Genomic DNA, 15,495 nt, shown 5'->3' with positions numbered 1-15,495 from the left:
TCCGTCGTCGGCAGCGTCAGATGTGTATAAGAGACAGCCCCGAGCCCGCCGCACCACGGACGACGTACGCCTCACGTACGCACGCAACACGAAGGAGATCGGCCACCATGCCGAAGATGAAGACGCACAGCGGTGCGAAGAAGCGTTTCCGCCTGACCGGCAAGGGCAAGGTCATGCGTGAGCAGGCCGGCGGCCGTCACCTGCTCGAGCGCAAGTCCTCGCGCTACACCCGCCGCATCGCCGGCGACGTCGAGGTCGCCGCTCCCGACGCCAAGAAGGTCAAGAAGCTCCTCGGCAAGTGAGCCGGGACCCCACAGCATCAGCTGAGCAGCCGGGTCGTCTCGGTCACGCCAGCAACACCGAAGTGTGTTCAAGTAAAGAAGGAGTGTTCACGTGGCACGCGTGAAGCGGGCGGTCAACGCCCAGAAGAAGCGTCGCGTCGTTCTCGAGCGCGCGAGCGGCTACCGCGGTCAGCGGTCGCGTCTCTACCGCAAGGCCAAGGAGCAGGTCACCCACTCGCTGGGCTACGCCTACCGTGACCGTCGCGCCAAGAAGGGTGACTTCCGTCGCCTCTGGATCCAGCGCATCAACGCCGCGGCCCGCGCCAACGGCATGACCTACAACCGGTTCATGCAGGGCCTCAAGGCCGCCGGGGTCGAGGTCGACCGCAAGATCCTCGCCGACCTCGCCGTCAACGACGCGCCGGCCTTCACCGCCCTCGTCGAGCTCTCGCGGGCCAACGTCCCCGCCGCGGCCGACAAGGCCGGCGACGCCGCCTGAGCGTCCCCCGCAGCGCACCCGAGCGCCGGGACACCCCGTGCTGACCAACCCCCGATCCGATCGGGTCAAGGCGGTGCGGGCGCTGTCCCGGCGCTCGGTCCGTGAGCGCACCGGCCAGTTCCTCGCCGAGGGCCCCCAGGCGGTCCGCGAGGCGGTCAACCACCGCCCGGACACCGTCCGCGACGTCTACGTGACACCGGAGGCCGCCGACCGCCACGGGGCCATCGTCGAAGCCGCGCGCGCCGCACAGGTCCGGGTGCACGAGGTCAGCCCGGAGGTGCTCGCCGCCATGGGGGACACCGAGTCCCCGCAGGGCCTCGCCGCCGTGTGCCGGACCGTCGACGTGCCGCTGTCCGACGCGCTGGGCCGCGTCCCCGACGGCGGTTTCGTCTGCGTCCTGACCAACGTGCGCGACCCCGGCAACGCCGGCACCGTCATCCGCGGGGCGGACGCGGCCGGCGCGCACGCCGTCGTCGTCAGCGACGCGAGCGTCGACGTCTACAACGCCAAGGTGGTCCGTTCGACCGTCGGCTCGCTGTGGCACCTGCCCGTCGTGGTCGGGGTGCCGGTGACCGAGGTCATCTCGGAGCTGCGCGCCCGCGGGGTGGCGCTGCTCGCCGCGGACGGTGTCGGCCCGACGCTGCTGCACGACGCCGACCTGCGCCGCACCCACGCCTGGGTCATGGGCAACGAGGCCTGGGGCCTGCCGGCCGAGGTTCGCGACGCCTGCGACGACGTCGTCCGCGTGCCGATCTACGGTGCGGCCGAGTCGCTCAACCTCGCGATGGCTGCCACGGTGTGCCTCTACGCGTCGGCCGAGGCCCGACGCCAGGTCGCTGACCCGGCACCGGTGCGCCGCCCGTGACTATCCTCGCTCCATGACCAGCGTCGACGGTTCCGGCGACCAGCTGCCCCGGTCCGCCGACGCCCTGGCCCCCGTCGCCCTGATGGGCGAGCTGCTGCCGGACGGTCTCGTCGTCGTCGGGCCCGACCGTCGCATCCGCTTCGTCAACGCGGAGGCGGCGCGCATCCTCGAGTGCACGCCCGACGAGCTGACCGGTCGGACGCTCGACGAGGGTCTGCCGTTCACCGACAAGTACGGCCGGCCCTGGTGGGAGCACACCGACCCGTGGGGCGGGCTGGGGTCACGCACGGGTCACCGCGAGAAGCTCCTCGTGGCCCCGGCAGGCCATGACGTCCTCGTGACGGCCCGCTACGTCCGGGACGGCGGCGGCACGATCGAGCGGATCATGCTCGGTCTGCGCGACGCCGAGGCCCGCCAGCGCGCCGAGCGAGAGCAGGCGACGGTCCTGTCGACCGTCGCCCACGAGCTGCGGGCGCCGCTGACGTCGGTCACGGGCTTCACGAGCAGCCTCCTGCGGCGGTGGGACCGGTTCACCGACGAGCAGAAGCGCCTCATGATCGAGACGATCGAGTCCGACGCGACGCGCCTGACCCGGCTCATCACCGAGCTGCTCGACATCTCGCGGCTCGACTCGGACAGCCTCAACCTGCGGCTCGGCCCCGTCGACCTGCAGGCCCTGCTGCGCGGCCACGTCGCACGCTACGAGGTCGGCCGGGCACCCGGTGCCGTGGCCCTGCGCCTCGGCCCGACTGCCAGCGAGCGCGGGCTGCCGGAGCTGTGGGCCGATGTCGACCGCCTCGAGCAGATCTTCTTCAACCTCATCGAGAACGCCCTGCGGCACGGCGCCGGGCAGGTCACCGTGACCCTCGAGAGGGACGGGGCACCCCGCGACGAGACGGTCGAGTCGCTCGTCGTCCACGTCGACGACGAGGGTGACGGCATCGCGCCGGCCGACCGTGACAAGGTGTTCGGGCGGTTCTGGCACGGCCCCTCGAACGCGAGCACCGGCCTCGGGCTCTACGTCGTGCGTGGGCTCGTCGAGGCCCACGGCGGGACGGTGCACGTCGCCGACAACGAGGCCGGCGGGGCCCGGTTCGTCGTGCGCCTGCCTGCGGGTCTGCCGGCGGTCGTCGGGCCCTGACGCGGCCCCGCGGGACGGCGCGGAAACCCGTTCGACGCCGCCCCTAGACTGGCAGCCCAGAAGCGACCCCCCGAGCGAGAGCAGCACGCACGCCGATGTCCGGACCCAACACGAACTACGACCCGGTCGAGGTCTCCGCCCTCGACCCGGTGCAGGTCGACGCCGCGGTCGAGGAGGCCCTCGCCGCGATCGCCGCGGCCGGCTCGCTCGACGACCTCAAGGCCGTGCGCACCGCCCACCAGGGGGAGAAGAGCGCCCTGGCGCTGGCCAACCGCGAGATCGGGGCGCTGCCACCGAGCGCCAAGGCCGAGGCCGGCAAGCGGGTCGGGCAGGCCCGCGGCCGCATCGCCCAGGCTGTCGCCGCGCGGCAGGTCCAGCTCGAGGCCGAGCGTGACGAGCGCATCCTCGTCGAGGAGCGCGTCGACGTCACCGTGCCGGCGGTGCGGCGTCCGGTGGGCGCGCGCCACCCCATCGAGCTGACGGCCCAGCGCCTCGTCGACGCCTTCGTCGGGATGGGTTGGGAGGTCGCCGAGGGGCCCGAGCTCGAGAGCGAGTGGCTCAACTTCGACGCGCTCAACCTCGGGCCGGACCACCCGGCACGGCAGATGCAGGACACCTTCTTCCTCGACCCCGTCGACTCGGGCCTCGTGCTGCGCACCCAGACCTCGCCGGTGCAGATCCGCACGATGCTCGAGCAGGAACCGCCGATCTACGTCGTCGCGCCCGGCAAGGTGTTCCGCACGGACGACCTCGACGCGACGCACACCCCGGTCTTCCACCAGATCGAGTGCCTCGCCATCGACAAGGGCCTGACGATGGCCCACCTGCGCGGCGCCCTCGACGCGTTCGTGCGGATCATGTTCGGCGAGGACACCCGCACCCGGGTGCGCGCCAACTACTTCCCCTTCACCGAGCCGAGCATGGAGACCGACTTCCTCTGCTTCGCCTGCCACGGGGCCGAGACCTGGGGCACCCCGCAGCAGTGCCGCACGTGCGGTGGCTCCGGCTGGATCGAGCTCGGCGGGTCGGGCATGGTCAACCGCAAGGTGCTGCGCACGTGCGGCATCGACCCCGACGTCTACTCGGGATTCGCCTTCGGGCTCGGCATCGAGCGCGCGCTGATGCTGCGTCACGGGGTGCAGGGCATGCACGAGATGGTCGAGGGCGACGTCCGCTTCTCGCAGCAGTTCGGAATGGGGGCCTGACCCGATGCGCATGCCACTGACCTGGCTCGCCGAGTACACCGACCTGCCCGCGGGCGCCACCGGCGCCGACGTCGCGGCCGGTCTCGTCAGCGTCGGGCTCGAGGAGGAGGACCTCCACGGCGGCGACATCACCGGCCCGCTCGTCGTCGGCCGCGTCCTCGACTTCGTCGACGAGCCGCAGAAGAACGGCAAGACGATCCGTTGGTGCACCGTCGACGTCGGCCAGAACGGGCAGATGGTCTCCGAGGGCAAGCACCAGGAGATCGTCTGCGGCGCCGAGAACTTCGCGGTCGGGGACCTCGTCGTCGTCGTGCTTCCCGGGGCCACGCTGCCCGGCGGCTTCCACATCAGCGCGCGCAAGACGTACGGCCACGTGTCCAACGGCATGATCTGCGCGGAGGACGAGCTCGGTATCGGCCACGACCACAGCGGCATCATCGTGCTCGAGCGGCTGCTCGGCGCCGAGCGAGCCGCTGAGGTGCGACCGGGCGACGACGCCATCGCCCTGCTCGGCCTGGCCGAGGAGACCGTCGAGACGAACGTGACGCCGGACCGGGGCTACTGCTTCTCGGTGCGGGGTCTGGCCCGGGAGTTCTGGCACAGCCAGGGCAGCCCGGCCGGGGGCTTCCGCGACCCCGCCGCGGTGCCGGTGCCCGCGGCGAACGAGGCGGGCCACCCGGTCCGCGTCGAGGACGACGAGCCGCTGGAGGGCGTCGTCGGCTGCGACCGCTTCGTGGCTCGGGTCGTCCGCGGCATCGACCCGACCCGCCCGTCGCCGCCCTGGATGCAGAGGCGCCTGACCCAGGTCGGCATGCGGCCCATCTCGCTCGCGGTCGACGTCACCAACTACGTCATGCTCGCGGTGGGGCAGCCGCTGCACGCCTACGACCTGGCCAAGCTGCACGGCCCGATCGTCGTGCGCCGGGCCCGGGCGGGGGAGTCGCTGAGCACCCTCGATGACGTCGAGCGCACCCTGTCGCCCGAGGACCTGCTCATCACCGACTCGGGCGAGCGCCCGCTCGCCATCGCCGGCGTCATGGGCGGGGCCTCCTCGGAGGTCGACGCCACGACGACCGACGTCCTCGTCGAGGCCGCGCACTTCGACCCGACCACCGTGGCGCGGTCCTCGCGTCGGCACCGCCTCGTCACCGAGGCGTCCAAGCGGTTCGAGCGCGGCGTCGACCCCAAGGTCACGGCGGCGGCGGCGCAGCTGGCCGTCGACCTCCTCGTCCGGTTCGGTGGCGGCACCCTCGACGCCGGGGTCACCGACCTCGACGCGACCACGGACCGCGAGCCCTACCTGCTCGACGTCACCGAGCCGGGACGCATCGTCGGCATCGAGTACCCGCGCGAGCGGGTCGTGCAGATCCTGCGCGACCTCGGCTGCGTCGTCGACGATCAGGGCGAGGGCGCCGACGAGGTCCACGTGCTCGTCACGCCGCCGTCGTGGCGTCCCGACCTCGTCGACGCGCCCGACTACGCCGAGGAGGTCGCGCGGATCGACGGGTACGACAACATCCCGTCCCTGACGCCGACACCCTCCCGGGGTCGAGGCCTGACCCACGCCCAGCGCACCCGCCGGCTCGTCGCCGACGCGCTCGCCGGAGCCGGGTACACCGAGGTGCTCAGCTACCCGTTCGTCGCCGAGGAGCTGTCCGACCAGCTCGCCCTGCCGGCCGACGACGACCGCCGCCAGGCCGTGCGGGTGGCCAACCCGCTGTCGGAGGAGCGGCCGCTGCTGCGCACCACCGTCCTCGGCAGCCTCGTCGACGTGCTGCGCCGCAACGTCGCCCGCGGCCACAAGGACGTCGCCCTCTACGAGGTCGGCCTCGTCTTCCGGCCGGGTGGCCCCCTCGCGAAGGCACCGGTGCCGGCGGTCGGGGCGCGTCCGGACGACGCGACGCTCGAGGACCTCTATGCCGCCGTGCCGCCGCAGCCGCGTCGGGCCGCCGTCGTCGCCACCGGGCAGGCCGAGCCCGCCGGGTGGTGGGGCCCGGGCCGCGCCGCCGACTGGAGCGACATGGTCGCGGCCGTCCAGGCGGTCGCGTCCGCGCTCGCGGTGCCCGTCCACGTCGCCAACGACGCCGACCACGCGCCATGGCACCCCGGGCGGTGCGCCCGGATCACCCTGACCGACGGCACGCTCGTCGGTCATGCGGGTGAGCTGCACCCGAAGGTGCTGGCGGCCCTCGACCTGCCGGCGCGAACGGTGGCGGCCGAGATCGACGTCGACGTCCTGACGGCTGCGAGCGAGGAGCCGGTCCAGGCGGCCGCGTTCTCGACCTTCCCGCCGGCGCTGACCGACGTCGCGCTGCTCGTGGCCGCCGACGTGGCGGCCGCCGACGTCGAGCAGGCGCTGCGCTCGGGCGCGGGCGACGCGCTCGAGTCGATCGCGCTGTTCGACGTCTACGAGGGCGAGCACGTCGAGCCCGGTCACCGGTCCCTCGCGTACCGGCTCACCTTCCGGGCCGCCGACCGGACGCTGACGACGGAGGAGGTCAACGCCTTCCGCGACGCGGCGGTCGCCGCGGCGTCGGCGGCGACGGGAGCCGTCCAGCGCTGACACTGGATGCAGAAGTATGCATCTCGGTGTATAGTCATGCATCGTGATCAGGGCAGCAGTGGCGGGTGCGAGCGGCTACGCCGGAGGCGAGATCCTCCGGCTCCTGCTCGCGCACCCGCAGATCGAGGTCGGGGCCGTCACGGCGGCCAGCAGTGCGGGTGAACGGCTCGGGGGCGTTCACCCGCACCTGACCCCCCTCGCGGACCGGGTTCTCGAGCCGACGACGCCGGAGACGCTCGGCGGGCACGACGTCGTCTTCCTCGCCCTGCCGCACGGTCACTCCGCGGCCATCGCCGCGGCCCTGCCCGAGGACGTCGTCGTCATCGACTGCGGTGCCGATTACCGGCTCGAGTCGGGCGAGGCCTGGACCACGTTCTACGACACCCCGCATGCCGGGTCCTGGCCCTACGGCCTGCCCGAGCTGCCGCTCGCCGTCGGCACGCAACGCGCCGCACTGGCCGGCGCGACGCGCATCGCCGTACCGGGCTGCTACCCGACGGGCATCTCGCTCGCGCTGGCGCCGGGCTTCGCCGCGGGGATCCTCGAGCCGCACGACGTCGTCGTCGTGGCCGCCTCGGGCACCTCGGGTGCAGGCAAGTCGCTCAAACCGCACCTGCTCGGCAGCGAGGTCATGGGCGCCATGTCGCCCTACGGCGTCGGCGGGCTGCACCGGCACACTCCCGAGATCGAGCAGAACCTCGGCCGCGCCGGCGGGACCCCCGTGACCGTCTCGTTCACCCCGACGCTCGCCCCCATGCCGCGCGGCATCCTCGCCACCTGCACGGCGCGGCTCGTGCCCGGCACCGATCCCGCATCGGTCCGCGAGGCCTGGGACAAGGCCTACGCGTCCGAGCCGTTCGTGCACCTGCTGCCGGAGGGCACCTGGCCCTCGACCGGCAGCGTCGTCGGCAGCAACAACGTCCTGCTCCAGGTGACCGTCGACGAGCGGCTGCGCCGCGTCGTCGTCGTCTCCGCGGTCGACAACCTCACCAAGGGCACGGCCGGTGCCGCCGTCCAGTGCGCCAACCTCGCCCTCGGTCTCGACGAGACGCTCGGGCTGCCCGTCGCGGGGGTGGCCCCGTGACGGCCACCGCCTCGCCCAACCCGGCGCCCGTGCGGCTCCCGCAGGGGTTCCGCGCCGCCGGCGTCACCGCGGGGCTCAAGGCGAGCGGCCGCCCCGACGTCGCCCTCGTCGTCAACGACGGACCCGACCACCACGCCGCCGCGGTCTTCACGAGCAACCGCGTCGAGGCGGCGCCGGTCACGTGGTCGCGTCAGGTGGTGGCCGACCGACGTGTCGACGCCGTCGTCCTCAACTCCGGCGGCGCCAACGCGTGCACCGGTGCCCAGGGCTTCCTCGACACCCACCGCACCGCCGAGCACGTGGCCGCAGCGGTCGGCGTGTCGGCCGGCGACGTCGTCGTCTGCTCCACCGGTCTGATCGGCGAGCTGCTCCCGATGGACAAGCTCCTGCCCGGGGTCGACGCCGCGGCGGCCGCTCTGAGCCCGGACGGGCACGAGGCCGCCGCCGTCGCGATCATGACGACCGACACGGTCCACAAGGTCGCCGCGCACCGGGGGGAGGGCTGGAGCGTCTCGGGGATGGCCAAGGGGGCCGGCATGCTCGCGCCCGCGCTCGCCACGATGCTCGTGGTCGTCACGACCGATGCGGTCGTCGACCCGGCCGACCTCGACACCGCCCTGCGCGCGGCCACGAGCGTCTCGTTCGACCGCATCGACTCCGACGCGTGCATGTCCACCAACGACACCGTCGTCGTCCTGTCCTCCGGCGCCTCCGGCGTCCGCGTCGACACCGCCGCCCTGACGGGCGCCCTGACCGCGGTGTGCTCCGACCTCGCCCGCCAGCTCATCGGCGACGCCGAGGGCGCGAGCCACGACATCGCGATCGAGGTCCAGGGGGCCGCCTCGGTCGAGGACGCCCTCGAGGTGGCCCGTGCGGTCGCCCGCAACAACCTCTTCAAGTGCGCGGTGTTCGGCAACGACCCGAACTGGGGACGCGTCCTCGCCGCCGTCGGCACCACCGGTGCTGCCTTCGACCCGGCCGCGCTCGACGTCGCCATGAACGGCGTCCAGGTCTGCCGCGCCGGTGGCGTCGGGCAGGACCGGTCCCTCGTCGACCTCACGCCCCGCGAGGTGCACGTGCTCGTCGACCTGCACGCCGGCACCGACACCGCGACGGTGTGGACCAACGACCTCACGCACGACTACGTCCACGAGAACTCGGCCTACAGCACATGACCCGTACCAGCGCCGCCAGCCCCGCAAGCCCCGCCAACCCGGCCCAGCACAACCTGCGCGGACTCATCGACGCCGCCTCGCTGCGCGTCGCCGCGGGCAAGGCCACCACCCTCGTCGAGGCGCTGCCCTGGCTGGAGCGGTTCCGCGGCGCCCTGGTCGTCGTCAAGTACGGCGGCAACGCCATGGTCGACGACACGCTGAAGAAGGCCTTCGCCGAGGACGTCGCCTTCCTGCGCTACGCCGGCCTGCGCCCGGTCGTCGTGCACGGCGGCGGGCCCCAGATCAAGGCGATGCTCGACCGGGTGGGCCTCGAGAGCGAGTTCCGCGGCGGCCTGCGGGTCACGACGCCCGAGGTCATGGACGTCGTCCGCATGGTCCTGACCGGCCAGGTCGGACGCGAGCTCGTCGGGCTGCTCAACCAGCACGGCCCCATCGCCGTGGGCCTGTCCGGCGAGGACGCCGGGCTGCTCGGGGCACGCCGCCGCAGCACCCTCGTCGACGGCGAGGAGGTCGACCTCGGGCTCGTCGGCGACGTCGAGAGCGTCAACCCCTCTGCGCTCCTCGACATCCTCGACGCCGGCCGCGTGCCCGTCGTGTCTACCGTCGCACCCGACCTCGACGTCGAGGGCCAGGTGCTCAACGTCAACGCCGACTCGGCCGCGGCCGCGATCGCGGTGGCCCTGCAGGCGGAGAAGCTCGTCGTCCTGACCGACGTCGAGGGCATCTACGCCAGCTGGCCCGACCGCAGCTCGCTCCTGTCGACGATCGACCTCACCGCTGCGCGGGAGCTGCTGACGCGCGTCGATGCCGGGATGGTCCCCAAGCTCGAGGCGTGCATCCGCGCCGTGGAGGGCGGCGTGCCCCAGACGCACGTCGTCGACGGCCGTGCACCGCACTCGATCCTGCTCGAGATCTTCACCGACGAGGGGATCGGGACGATGGTCCTGCCCGACATCCGCTCGTCCGCCGACACCGAGGGGAGCGGGGCATGAGCACCGGCGGCCAGACGGGGCGGCAGCTGCTGGACCGGTACGCCGGCGCGCTCGTCCAGGTGTTCGGCACGCCCCAGCTCGTCCTCGCGTCGGGTCACGGCTGCTGGGTCACCGACGTCGACGGCAACCGCTACCTCGACCTGCTGTCCGGCATCGCCGTCAACGCACTCGGGCACGGGCACCCGGCTCTCGTCCAGGCCGTCGCCAAGCAGGCCGAGCAGGCGATCCACGTCTCGAACTTCTTCACGTCCGAGCCGGCGATCCTCCTCGCCGAGCGGCTCCTCGCGCTCTCCCGCGCGCCCGAGGGCTCCGGCGTCTTCTTCGCCAACTCCGGCACCGAGGCCACCGAGGCCGCGGTGAAGCTGTCCCGGCGGACCGGGCGCACGCGCATCGTCGCGCTGGAGGGCGCCTTCCACGGGCGCTCCACCGGGGCGCTCGCGCTGACGCACAAGGAGGCCTACCGGGCCCCCTTCGAGCCGCTCATCCCCGAGGTCGTCTTCGTGCCGCCGGGCGACGCGGAGGCCCTGCGCGCCGTCGTCGACGCCCGCACGGCCGCCGTGGTCCTCGAGCCGGTCCAGGGCGAGGCCGGCGTCCGCGAGCTGGGCGACGACTACCTGCGCCTGGCCCGCGAGCTGACGACGGCGCACGGCGCGCTCCTCGTCCTCGACGAGATCCAGAGCGGCATCGGCCGCACCGGCGACTGGTTCGCCCACCAGCGCTCCGGCATCCTCCCCGACGCCATGACGCTCGCCAAGGGTCTGGGGGGTGGCGTGCCCATCGGCGCGCTCGTCACCTTCGGCACCGACGTGACGACGCTGTTGTCGGCCGGCCAGCACGGCACGACGTTCGGCGGCAACCCGCTCGCGTGCGCGGCCGGGCTCGCCGTGCTCGACACCATCGAGCGTGACGACCTGCTGGGCAACGTCCGGCGGGTCGGTGCCCTCCTCGACACCGTGGACGTCCCCGGCGTGCGCGGGACTCGCGGTCGTGGCCTCCTCCGGGCCGTCGAGCTCGACGGCGTCCCGTCCGCGGCGGTGATGGCCGCGGCACGGGAGGCCGGGTACATCGTCAACGCGGTGACCCCCACGGCCCTGCGCCTGGCGCCGCCGCTCGTCATCACCGAGACCGAGCTGCAGGGCTTCCTCGACGACCTGCCCGCCGTCCTCGACGCCGCGCGCGAGGCGGCGCCGTGAGCCGCACCCAGCGCCAGCGCCGCATCATCGAGCTGCTCGGTCAGCACCCGGTGCACAGCCAGGGTGAGCTCGCCGACCTGCTCGTCGCCGACGGCATCGACGTGACGCAGGCGACCCTGTCGCGCGACCTCGTCGAGGTCGGCGCGGTGAAGGTGCGCCGCGACCGAGCCCTCGTCTACGCCGTGCCCGGCGAGGGCGGCGAGGTGGCCGCCGTCGGGTCGCTGGGCGACTCGGCCTCAGCCCGTCTGCGCCGCACGTGCGAGGAGCTGCTCGTGTCGGCGACGGCCGCCGGCCAGCTCGTCGTTGTGCGCACCCCGCCGGGCGCCGCCAACTACCTCGCCTCGGCCATCGACCAGACGCGCGACCCCGACGTCGTCGGCACCATCGCCGGCGACGACACGATCATGATCGTCACCGACGGCCCACGGCGCGCCCTCGCGGTCGCCGACCGGCTGCTCGCCCTGGCCGGCACCCGCGACTGACCGCGTCGCGCCGCCCCGTTCCCGCACCACCCACTCCCAGGAGGACCCGATGCCGACCGACGCCACCCCCAGCACGCCGCAGCAGGCCGAGGCCGGCGAGGGCGCCGAGGGCCGCGTCAGCCTCTGGGGCGGCCGGTTCAGCGGGGGGCCCGACCAGGCCCTCGCCGCCCTGTCGAAGAGCACCCACTTCGACTGGCGCCTCGCGCCGCACGACATCGCCGGCTCCCGGGCGCACGCGCGGGTGCTCTCTGCAGCGGGGCTGCTCTCCGACGAGCACCTGGCCGGCATGCTCGAGGGCCTCGACCGCCTCGAGGCCGACGTCCTCTCCGGCGCCTTCGTGCCCGCCGTCGACGACGAGGACGTGCACACGGCCCTCGAACGAGGCCTGATCGAGCGCGTCGGCACGGACCTCGGCGGTCGGCTGCGTGCCGGGCGCTCGCGCAACGACCAGGTCGCGACGCTGTTCCGGATGTACCTGCGCGAGCGCGCGCGCGTCGTCGGAGGGCTGGTCCTCGACGTCGTCGAGGCGCTCGTGGCCCAGGCCGACCGGCACCACGGCGTGCCGATGCCCGGGCGCACCCACCTGCAGCACGCCCAGCCGGTGCTGCTGAGCCACCACCTGCTCGCCCACGCCTGGGCGCTGCTGCGCGACGTGGACCGGCTGCGGGACTGGGACGCCCGGGCCGACGCCTCGCCCTACGGGTCGGGGGCCCTGGCCGGCTCCTCCCTCGGCCTCGACCCCGAGGCCGTCGCCCGGGACCTCGGCTTCGGCCGCGCGGTCGAGAACTCCATCGACGGCACCGCCTCGCGCGACGTCGTGGCCGAGTTCGCCTTCGTCGCGGCGATGACCGCCGTCGACGTGTCGCGGATCGCCGAGGAGGTCGTCATCTGGGCCACGAAGGAGTTCTCCTTCGTGACGCTGCACGACTCCTACTCGACCGGGTCGAGCATCATGCCGCAGAAGAAGAACCCCGACGTCGCCGAGCTGGCCCGCGGCAAGGCGGGCCGGCTCGTGGGCGACCTCGCCGGCCTGCTGACGACACTCAAGGCGCTGCCGCTCGCGTACAACCGCGACCTGCAGGAGGACAAGGAGCCCGTGTTCGACGCCGTCGACACCCTCGAGGTCCTCCTGCCCGCGTTCTCGGGCATGGTGGCCACCCTCACGTTCAACACGGACCGTCTCGCGTCGCTCGCGCCGCAGGGCTTTGCGCTCGCCACCGACATCGCCGAGTGGCTCGTCCGGGAGGGCGTGCCCTTCCGCGTCGCCCACGAGGTGGCCGGGACCTGCGTCCGCGTGTGCGAGGAGCGCGACATCGAGCTGTGGGACCTCACCGACGAGGACTTCGCCGCGATCAGCGAGCACCTCACGCCGGGCGTGCGTTCCGTGCTGTCGGTGGAGGGGTCGCTCGCCTCGCGCGACGCCGTGGGTGGCACCGCGCCCGTCCGGGTGGCGGAGCAGCTCGCCGCGGCCCGCGACCGCCTCACCGCCGCCCGCGGGTGGACGGCGGCTAGCGTCTGACGGGTGAGTGCCGACCCGACGCCGACGCCCCCTGCCGAGCCCTCCTGCGACGCGTGGGCGGGGGAGCGCCTGCCGCGCTCCTTCTTCGAGCGGCCGGTGCTCGAGGTGGCCCCCGCCCTGCTCGGCTGCACGGTCACGCACGCCGGCGTCACGCTGCGCCTGACCGAGGTCGAGGCGTACGCCGGGCAGGTCGACCCCGGCTCCCACGCCTTCCGGGGTCCGACACCGCGCACCGAGGTCATGTTCGGTCCGGCGGGCTTCCTCTACGTCTACTTCACCTACGGCCACCACTGGTGCGCCAACCTCGTCGCCGGTGACCACGGGACCGCGTCGGCGGTGCTGCTCCGGGCGGGGCAGGTCCTCGCCGGTCACGAGGTCGCCGCGGCCCGACGCGTCGGCCAGCGGGAGCGGGACTGGGCGCGCGGACCGGGACGCCTCGGCCAGGTTCTCGCTCTCGGCGCGGCCGAGACCGGACGCGACTTCTGCCGTCCCCCCATCGGCGACCCGGTCGACCTCGTCGTGCGCGCACCGGTCTCGCCCACCGATGCCGGGCGCATCCGCACCGGCCCACGTGTGGGCGTCAGCGGCCCGGGTGGCGACGGCGAGGTGTTCCCGTGGCGGTTCTGGCTCGCCGACGAGCCGACGGTCTCGGCGTACCGCCCCGGCGTCGTGCGGCGCCGTCGGCCGTGATGTGGGACGGGCGGCAACCCGCTCGCCCCCGGCCGTGGGCGTAGGGCAGGCTGTGCGCGTGGGCACCGGGCCCGCACGCTACCGAGAGGAACCGATACCCGTGACCGACATCTTCGACGAGCTGCAGTGGCGCGGCCTGGTGGCACAGTCCACCGACGAGGCGGCGCTGCGTCAGAGCCTCGCCGACGGGCCGATCACGGTGTATTGCGGCTTCGACCCGAGCGCGCCCTCGCTGCACTTCGGCAACTTCGTCCAGCTGTCGGTGCTCCGTCGGATGCAGGCGGCCGGTCATCGCGTCATCTGCCTGGTCGGGGGCTCCACCGGGCTCATCGGCGACCCCAAGCCCGACTCCGAGCGGGTCCTGCAGGACAAGGACACCATCGCGGCGTCGGTGGCGCGCATCCAGCAGCTCGTCGGACCGCTGCTCGACTTCGACGGCGACAACCCGGCGCAGCTGGTCAACAACCTCGACTGGACCGCGCCGTTGAGCGCGCTGGACTTCCTGCGCGACGTCGGACGGCACTTCCGGGTCAACCAGATGATCCGCAAGGAGGCCGTGGCCCGCCGCCTCGAGAGCGACCAGGGCATCTCGTACACCGAGTTCAGCTACCAGATGCTGCAGGCCCTGGACTACCTCGAGCTGTACCGCAGCCGCGGGTGCACCCTGCAGATCGGCGGCAGCGACCAGTGGGGCAACATCACGGCCGGCGTGGACCTCGTCCACCGGGTCGAGGGCGCCTCGGTCCATGCCCTGGCGACGCCGCTGCTCGTCGACTCGACCGGGCGCAAGTTCGGCAAGTCCGAGGGCAACGCGGTCTGGCTCAGCGCCGACATGACCAGCGCCTACGCCTTCTACCAGTACTTCCTCAACGTCGAGGACGCCTCCGTGGTGGCGATGCTCAAGGCCCTGAGCGACCGCACGCGTGACGAGATCGCCGAGCTCGAACGGCAGGTCGCCGAGGAGCCCTTCCGCCGGGCGGCGCAGCGGGTGCTCGCCGCCGACGTCACGACCCTCGTGCACGGGGCTGCGGCCACCGAGGCGGTGCAGGCGGCGTCCGAGGCGCTCTTCGGCAAGGGCGACCTCGCTGCGCTCGACGCGTCGACGCTGAAGGACGCGACCTCCGAGCTGCCGTCGGCGGACGTACGGGTCGGCGAGTCGTTGGTCGACGCGCTGGTCGCCGTCGGGCTCGTCGAGTCCCGCAACGCCGCCCGCCGCGCGATCGCCGAGGGGGGTGCCTCCCTCAACAACGCCAAGGTGTCCGACCCCGAGCTCGTGCTGGGAGAGGACGACTTCCTCCACGGGGACGTGGCGGTCCTCAAGCGCGGGCGCCGCAACCTGGCCGCCGCCCGACGCACGGGCTGACCTGCGTCCGGTCCCCACCGGGGGCGGCACCAGGCCCGTAGAGGTGCGCCGAGGCCCGGATCTTCTTGGGCGGCAGACAGATCCGGCCTTCTGGCGCCTTCCGGGCGCACGAATTTGTGTTCCGCCCACGGGGCGGGCTACTGTTCTCTTCGTCAGCCCGACAGGGAGGAACGGACGCCACCGCGATCGAGCACTTCGACCGCGAAGCTGGACCGTCCCGGGGCTGGCTCCCGATGGACGGAACACCACGTGGTGGTGGCTCGTTCACAGGGTCCCGCCGAGACCTGGTGAGGCCCGGGTGCACGTCTCCACGGAGCAGCGCCCGAGTTGACCGGGTCCGCCGGAGCGGGTAAGTTTGAAGGGTTGCCCCGGAGGCCGGGCCTGCGTGTGTGGGTGTGGTTGATGGTGTGTGTCTGATTCTTGAGAACTCAACAGCGTGTCAA

Annotated in this window: 14 protein-coding genes; all 14 read left to right on the top strand. The window is 73.3% G+C overall.

Annotated elements, in window-relative coordinates; genetic code table 11:
- Positions 1-107: 107 nt before the first annotated feature.
- The 14 genes from rpmI to tyrS all read left to right on the top strand — a co-directional run bounded on the left by rpmI (position 108) and on the right by tyrS (position 15,052).
- Positions 108-302 (top strand): 50S ribosomal protein L35, encoded by a 195-nt coding sequence (gene rpmI / locus ACPYOM_RS15410; protein ID WP_481341077.1) that lies wholly within the window; start codon positions 108-110, stop codon positions 300-302.
- A gap of 91 nt (positions 303-393) precedes the next feature.
- The gene (gene rplT / locus ACPYOM_RS15405) at positions 394-780 is read left to right on the top strand and encodes a 50S ribosomal protein L20 (protein ID WP_481341076.1); all 387 of its coding nucleotides are present in this window, start codon (positions 394-396) and stop codon (positions 778-780) included.
- 37 nt (positions 781-817) lie between these two features.
- Entirely contained in the window at positions 818-1,645 is an 828-nt protein-coding gene (locus ACPYOM_RS15400) for a TrmH family RNA methyltransferase (RefSeq protein ID WP_481346628.1), read from the top strand.
- Positions 1,646-1,658: 13 nt separating this feature from the next.
- Positions 1,659-2,786, top strand: coding sequence for a sensor histidine kinase (locus ACPYOM_RS15395; protein WP_481341074.1), 1,128 nt, complete (start codon positions 1,659-1,661; stop codon positions 2,784-2,786).
- Positions 2,787-2,881: 95 nt separating this feature from the next.
- Complete coding sequence (pheS, locus tag ACPYOM_RS15390; protein WP_481341073.1) at positions 2,882-3,991, top strand: phenylalanine--tRNA ligase subunit alpha; 1,110 nt, start codon at positions 2,882-2,884, stop codon at positions 3,989-3,991.
- A 4-nt stretch (positions 3,992-3,995) separates the two neighbouring features.
- The gene (gene pheT / locus ACPYOM_RS15385; protein WP_481346627.1) at positions 3,996-6,554 is read left to right on the top strand and encodes a phenylalanine--tRNA ligase subunit beta; all 2,559 of its coding nucleotides are present in this window, start codon (positions 3,996-3,998) and stop codon (positions 6,552-6,554) included.
- 43 nt (positions 6,555-6,597) lie between these two features.
- Positions 6,598-7,638, top strand: coding sequence for an N-acetyl-gamma-glutamyl-phosphate reductase (gene argC / locus ACPYOM_RS15380; RefSeq protein WP_481346626.1), 1,041 nt, complete (start codon positions 6,598-6,600; stop codon positions 7,636-7,638).
- On the top strand, positions 7,635-8,813 hold the full coding sequence (gene argJ, locus ACPYOM_RS15375; protein ID WP_481346625.1) for a bifunctional glutamate N-acetyltransferase/amino-acid acetyltransferase ArgJ: 1,179 nt from the start codon (positions 7,635-7,637) through the stop codon (positions 8,811-8,813). The genes argC and argJ overlap by 4 nt, the downstream gene beginning before the upstream one ends.
- On the top strand, positions 8,810-9,805 hold the full coding sequence (gene argB / locus ACPYOM_RS15370) for an acetylglutamate kinase (protein WP_481346624.1): 996 nt from the start codon (positions 8,810-8,812) through the stop codon (positions 9,803-9,805). Before argJ ends, argB begins: the two co-directional genes overlap by 4 nt.
- Complete coding sequence (locus ACPYOM_RS15365) at positions 9,802-10,998, top strand: acetylornithine transaminase (RefSeq protein ID WP_481346623.1); 1,197 nt, start codon at positions 9,802-9,804, stop codon at positions 10,996-10,998. Before argB ends, ACPYOM_RS15365 begins: the two co-directional genes overlap by 4 nt.
- The gene (gene argR / locus ACPYOM_RS15360) at positions 10,995-11,480 is read left to right on the top strand and encodes an arginine repressor (protein WP_481341067.1); all 486 of its coding nucleotides are present in this window, start codon (positions 10,995-10,997) and stop codon (positions 11,478-11,480) included. Before ACPYOM_RS15365 ends, argR begins: the two co-directional genes overlap by 4 nt.
- Before the next feature lie 49 nt (positions 11,481-11,529).
- Positions 11,530-12,999, top strand: a complete 1,470-nt coding sequence (gene argH, locus ACPYOM_RS15355; protein ID WP_481341066.1) for an argininosuccinate lyase — start codon at positions 11,530-11,532, stop codon at positions 12,997-12,999.
- Positions 13,000-13,002: 3 nt separating this feature from the next.
- Entirely contained in the window at positions 13,003-13,689 is a 687-nt protein-coding gene (locus ACPYOM_RS15350) for a DNA-3-methyladenine glycosylase (protein ID WP_481346622.1), read from the top strand.
- Positions 13,690-13,789: 100 nt separating this feature from the next.
- Positions 13,790-15,052 carry a tyrosine--tRNA ligase gene (gene tyrS, locus ACPYOM_RS15345; protein WP_481341064.1) on the top strand — a complete coding sequence of 421 codons (1,263 nt, stop codon included), beginning with the start codon at positions 13,790-13,792 and terminating at the stop codon, positions 15,050-15,052.
- Positions 15,053-15,495: the final 443 nt, after the last annotated feature.

The sequence above is a fragment of the Monashia sp. HAY1-2A genome, from assembly GCF_056755315.1.
The sequence above is the reverse complement of the archived record's forward strand: the minus strand, read 5'-3'. Positions and strand labels throughout refer to the sequence as shown.

Coding starts and splice junctions, on each gene's coding strand:
- rpmI (WP_481341077.1), top strand. CDS start 108: ATGCCGAAGATGAAGACGCACAGCGGTGCGAAGAAGCGTTTCCGCCTG.
- pheS (WP_481341073.1), top strand. CDS start 2,882: ATGTCCGGACCCAACACGAACTACGACCCGGTCGAGGTCTCCGCCCTC.
- argH (WP_481341066.1), top strand. CDS start 11,530: ATGCCGACCGACGCCACCCCCAGCACGCCGCAGCAGGCCGAGGCCGGC.
- ACPYOM_RS15395 (WP_481341074.1), top strand. CDS start 1,659: ATGACCAGCGTCGACGGTTCCGGCGACCAGCTGCCCCGGTCCGCCGAC.
- argB (WP_481346624.1), top strand. CDS start 8,810: ATGACCCGTACCAGCGCCGCCAGCCCCGCAAGCCCCGCCAACCCGGCC.
- ACPYOM_RS15365 (WP_481346623.1), top strand. CDS start 9,802: ATGAGCACCGGCGGCCAGACGGGGCGGCAGCTGCTGGACCGGTACGCC.
- pheT (WP_481346627.1), top strand. CDS start 3,996: ATGCGCATGCCACTGACCTGGCTCGCCGAGTACACCGACCTGCCCGCG.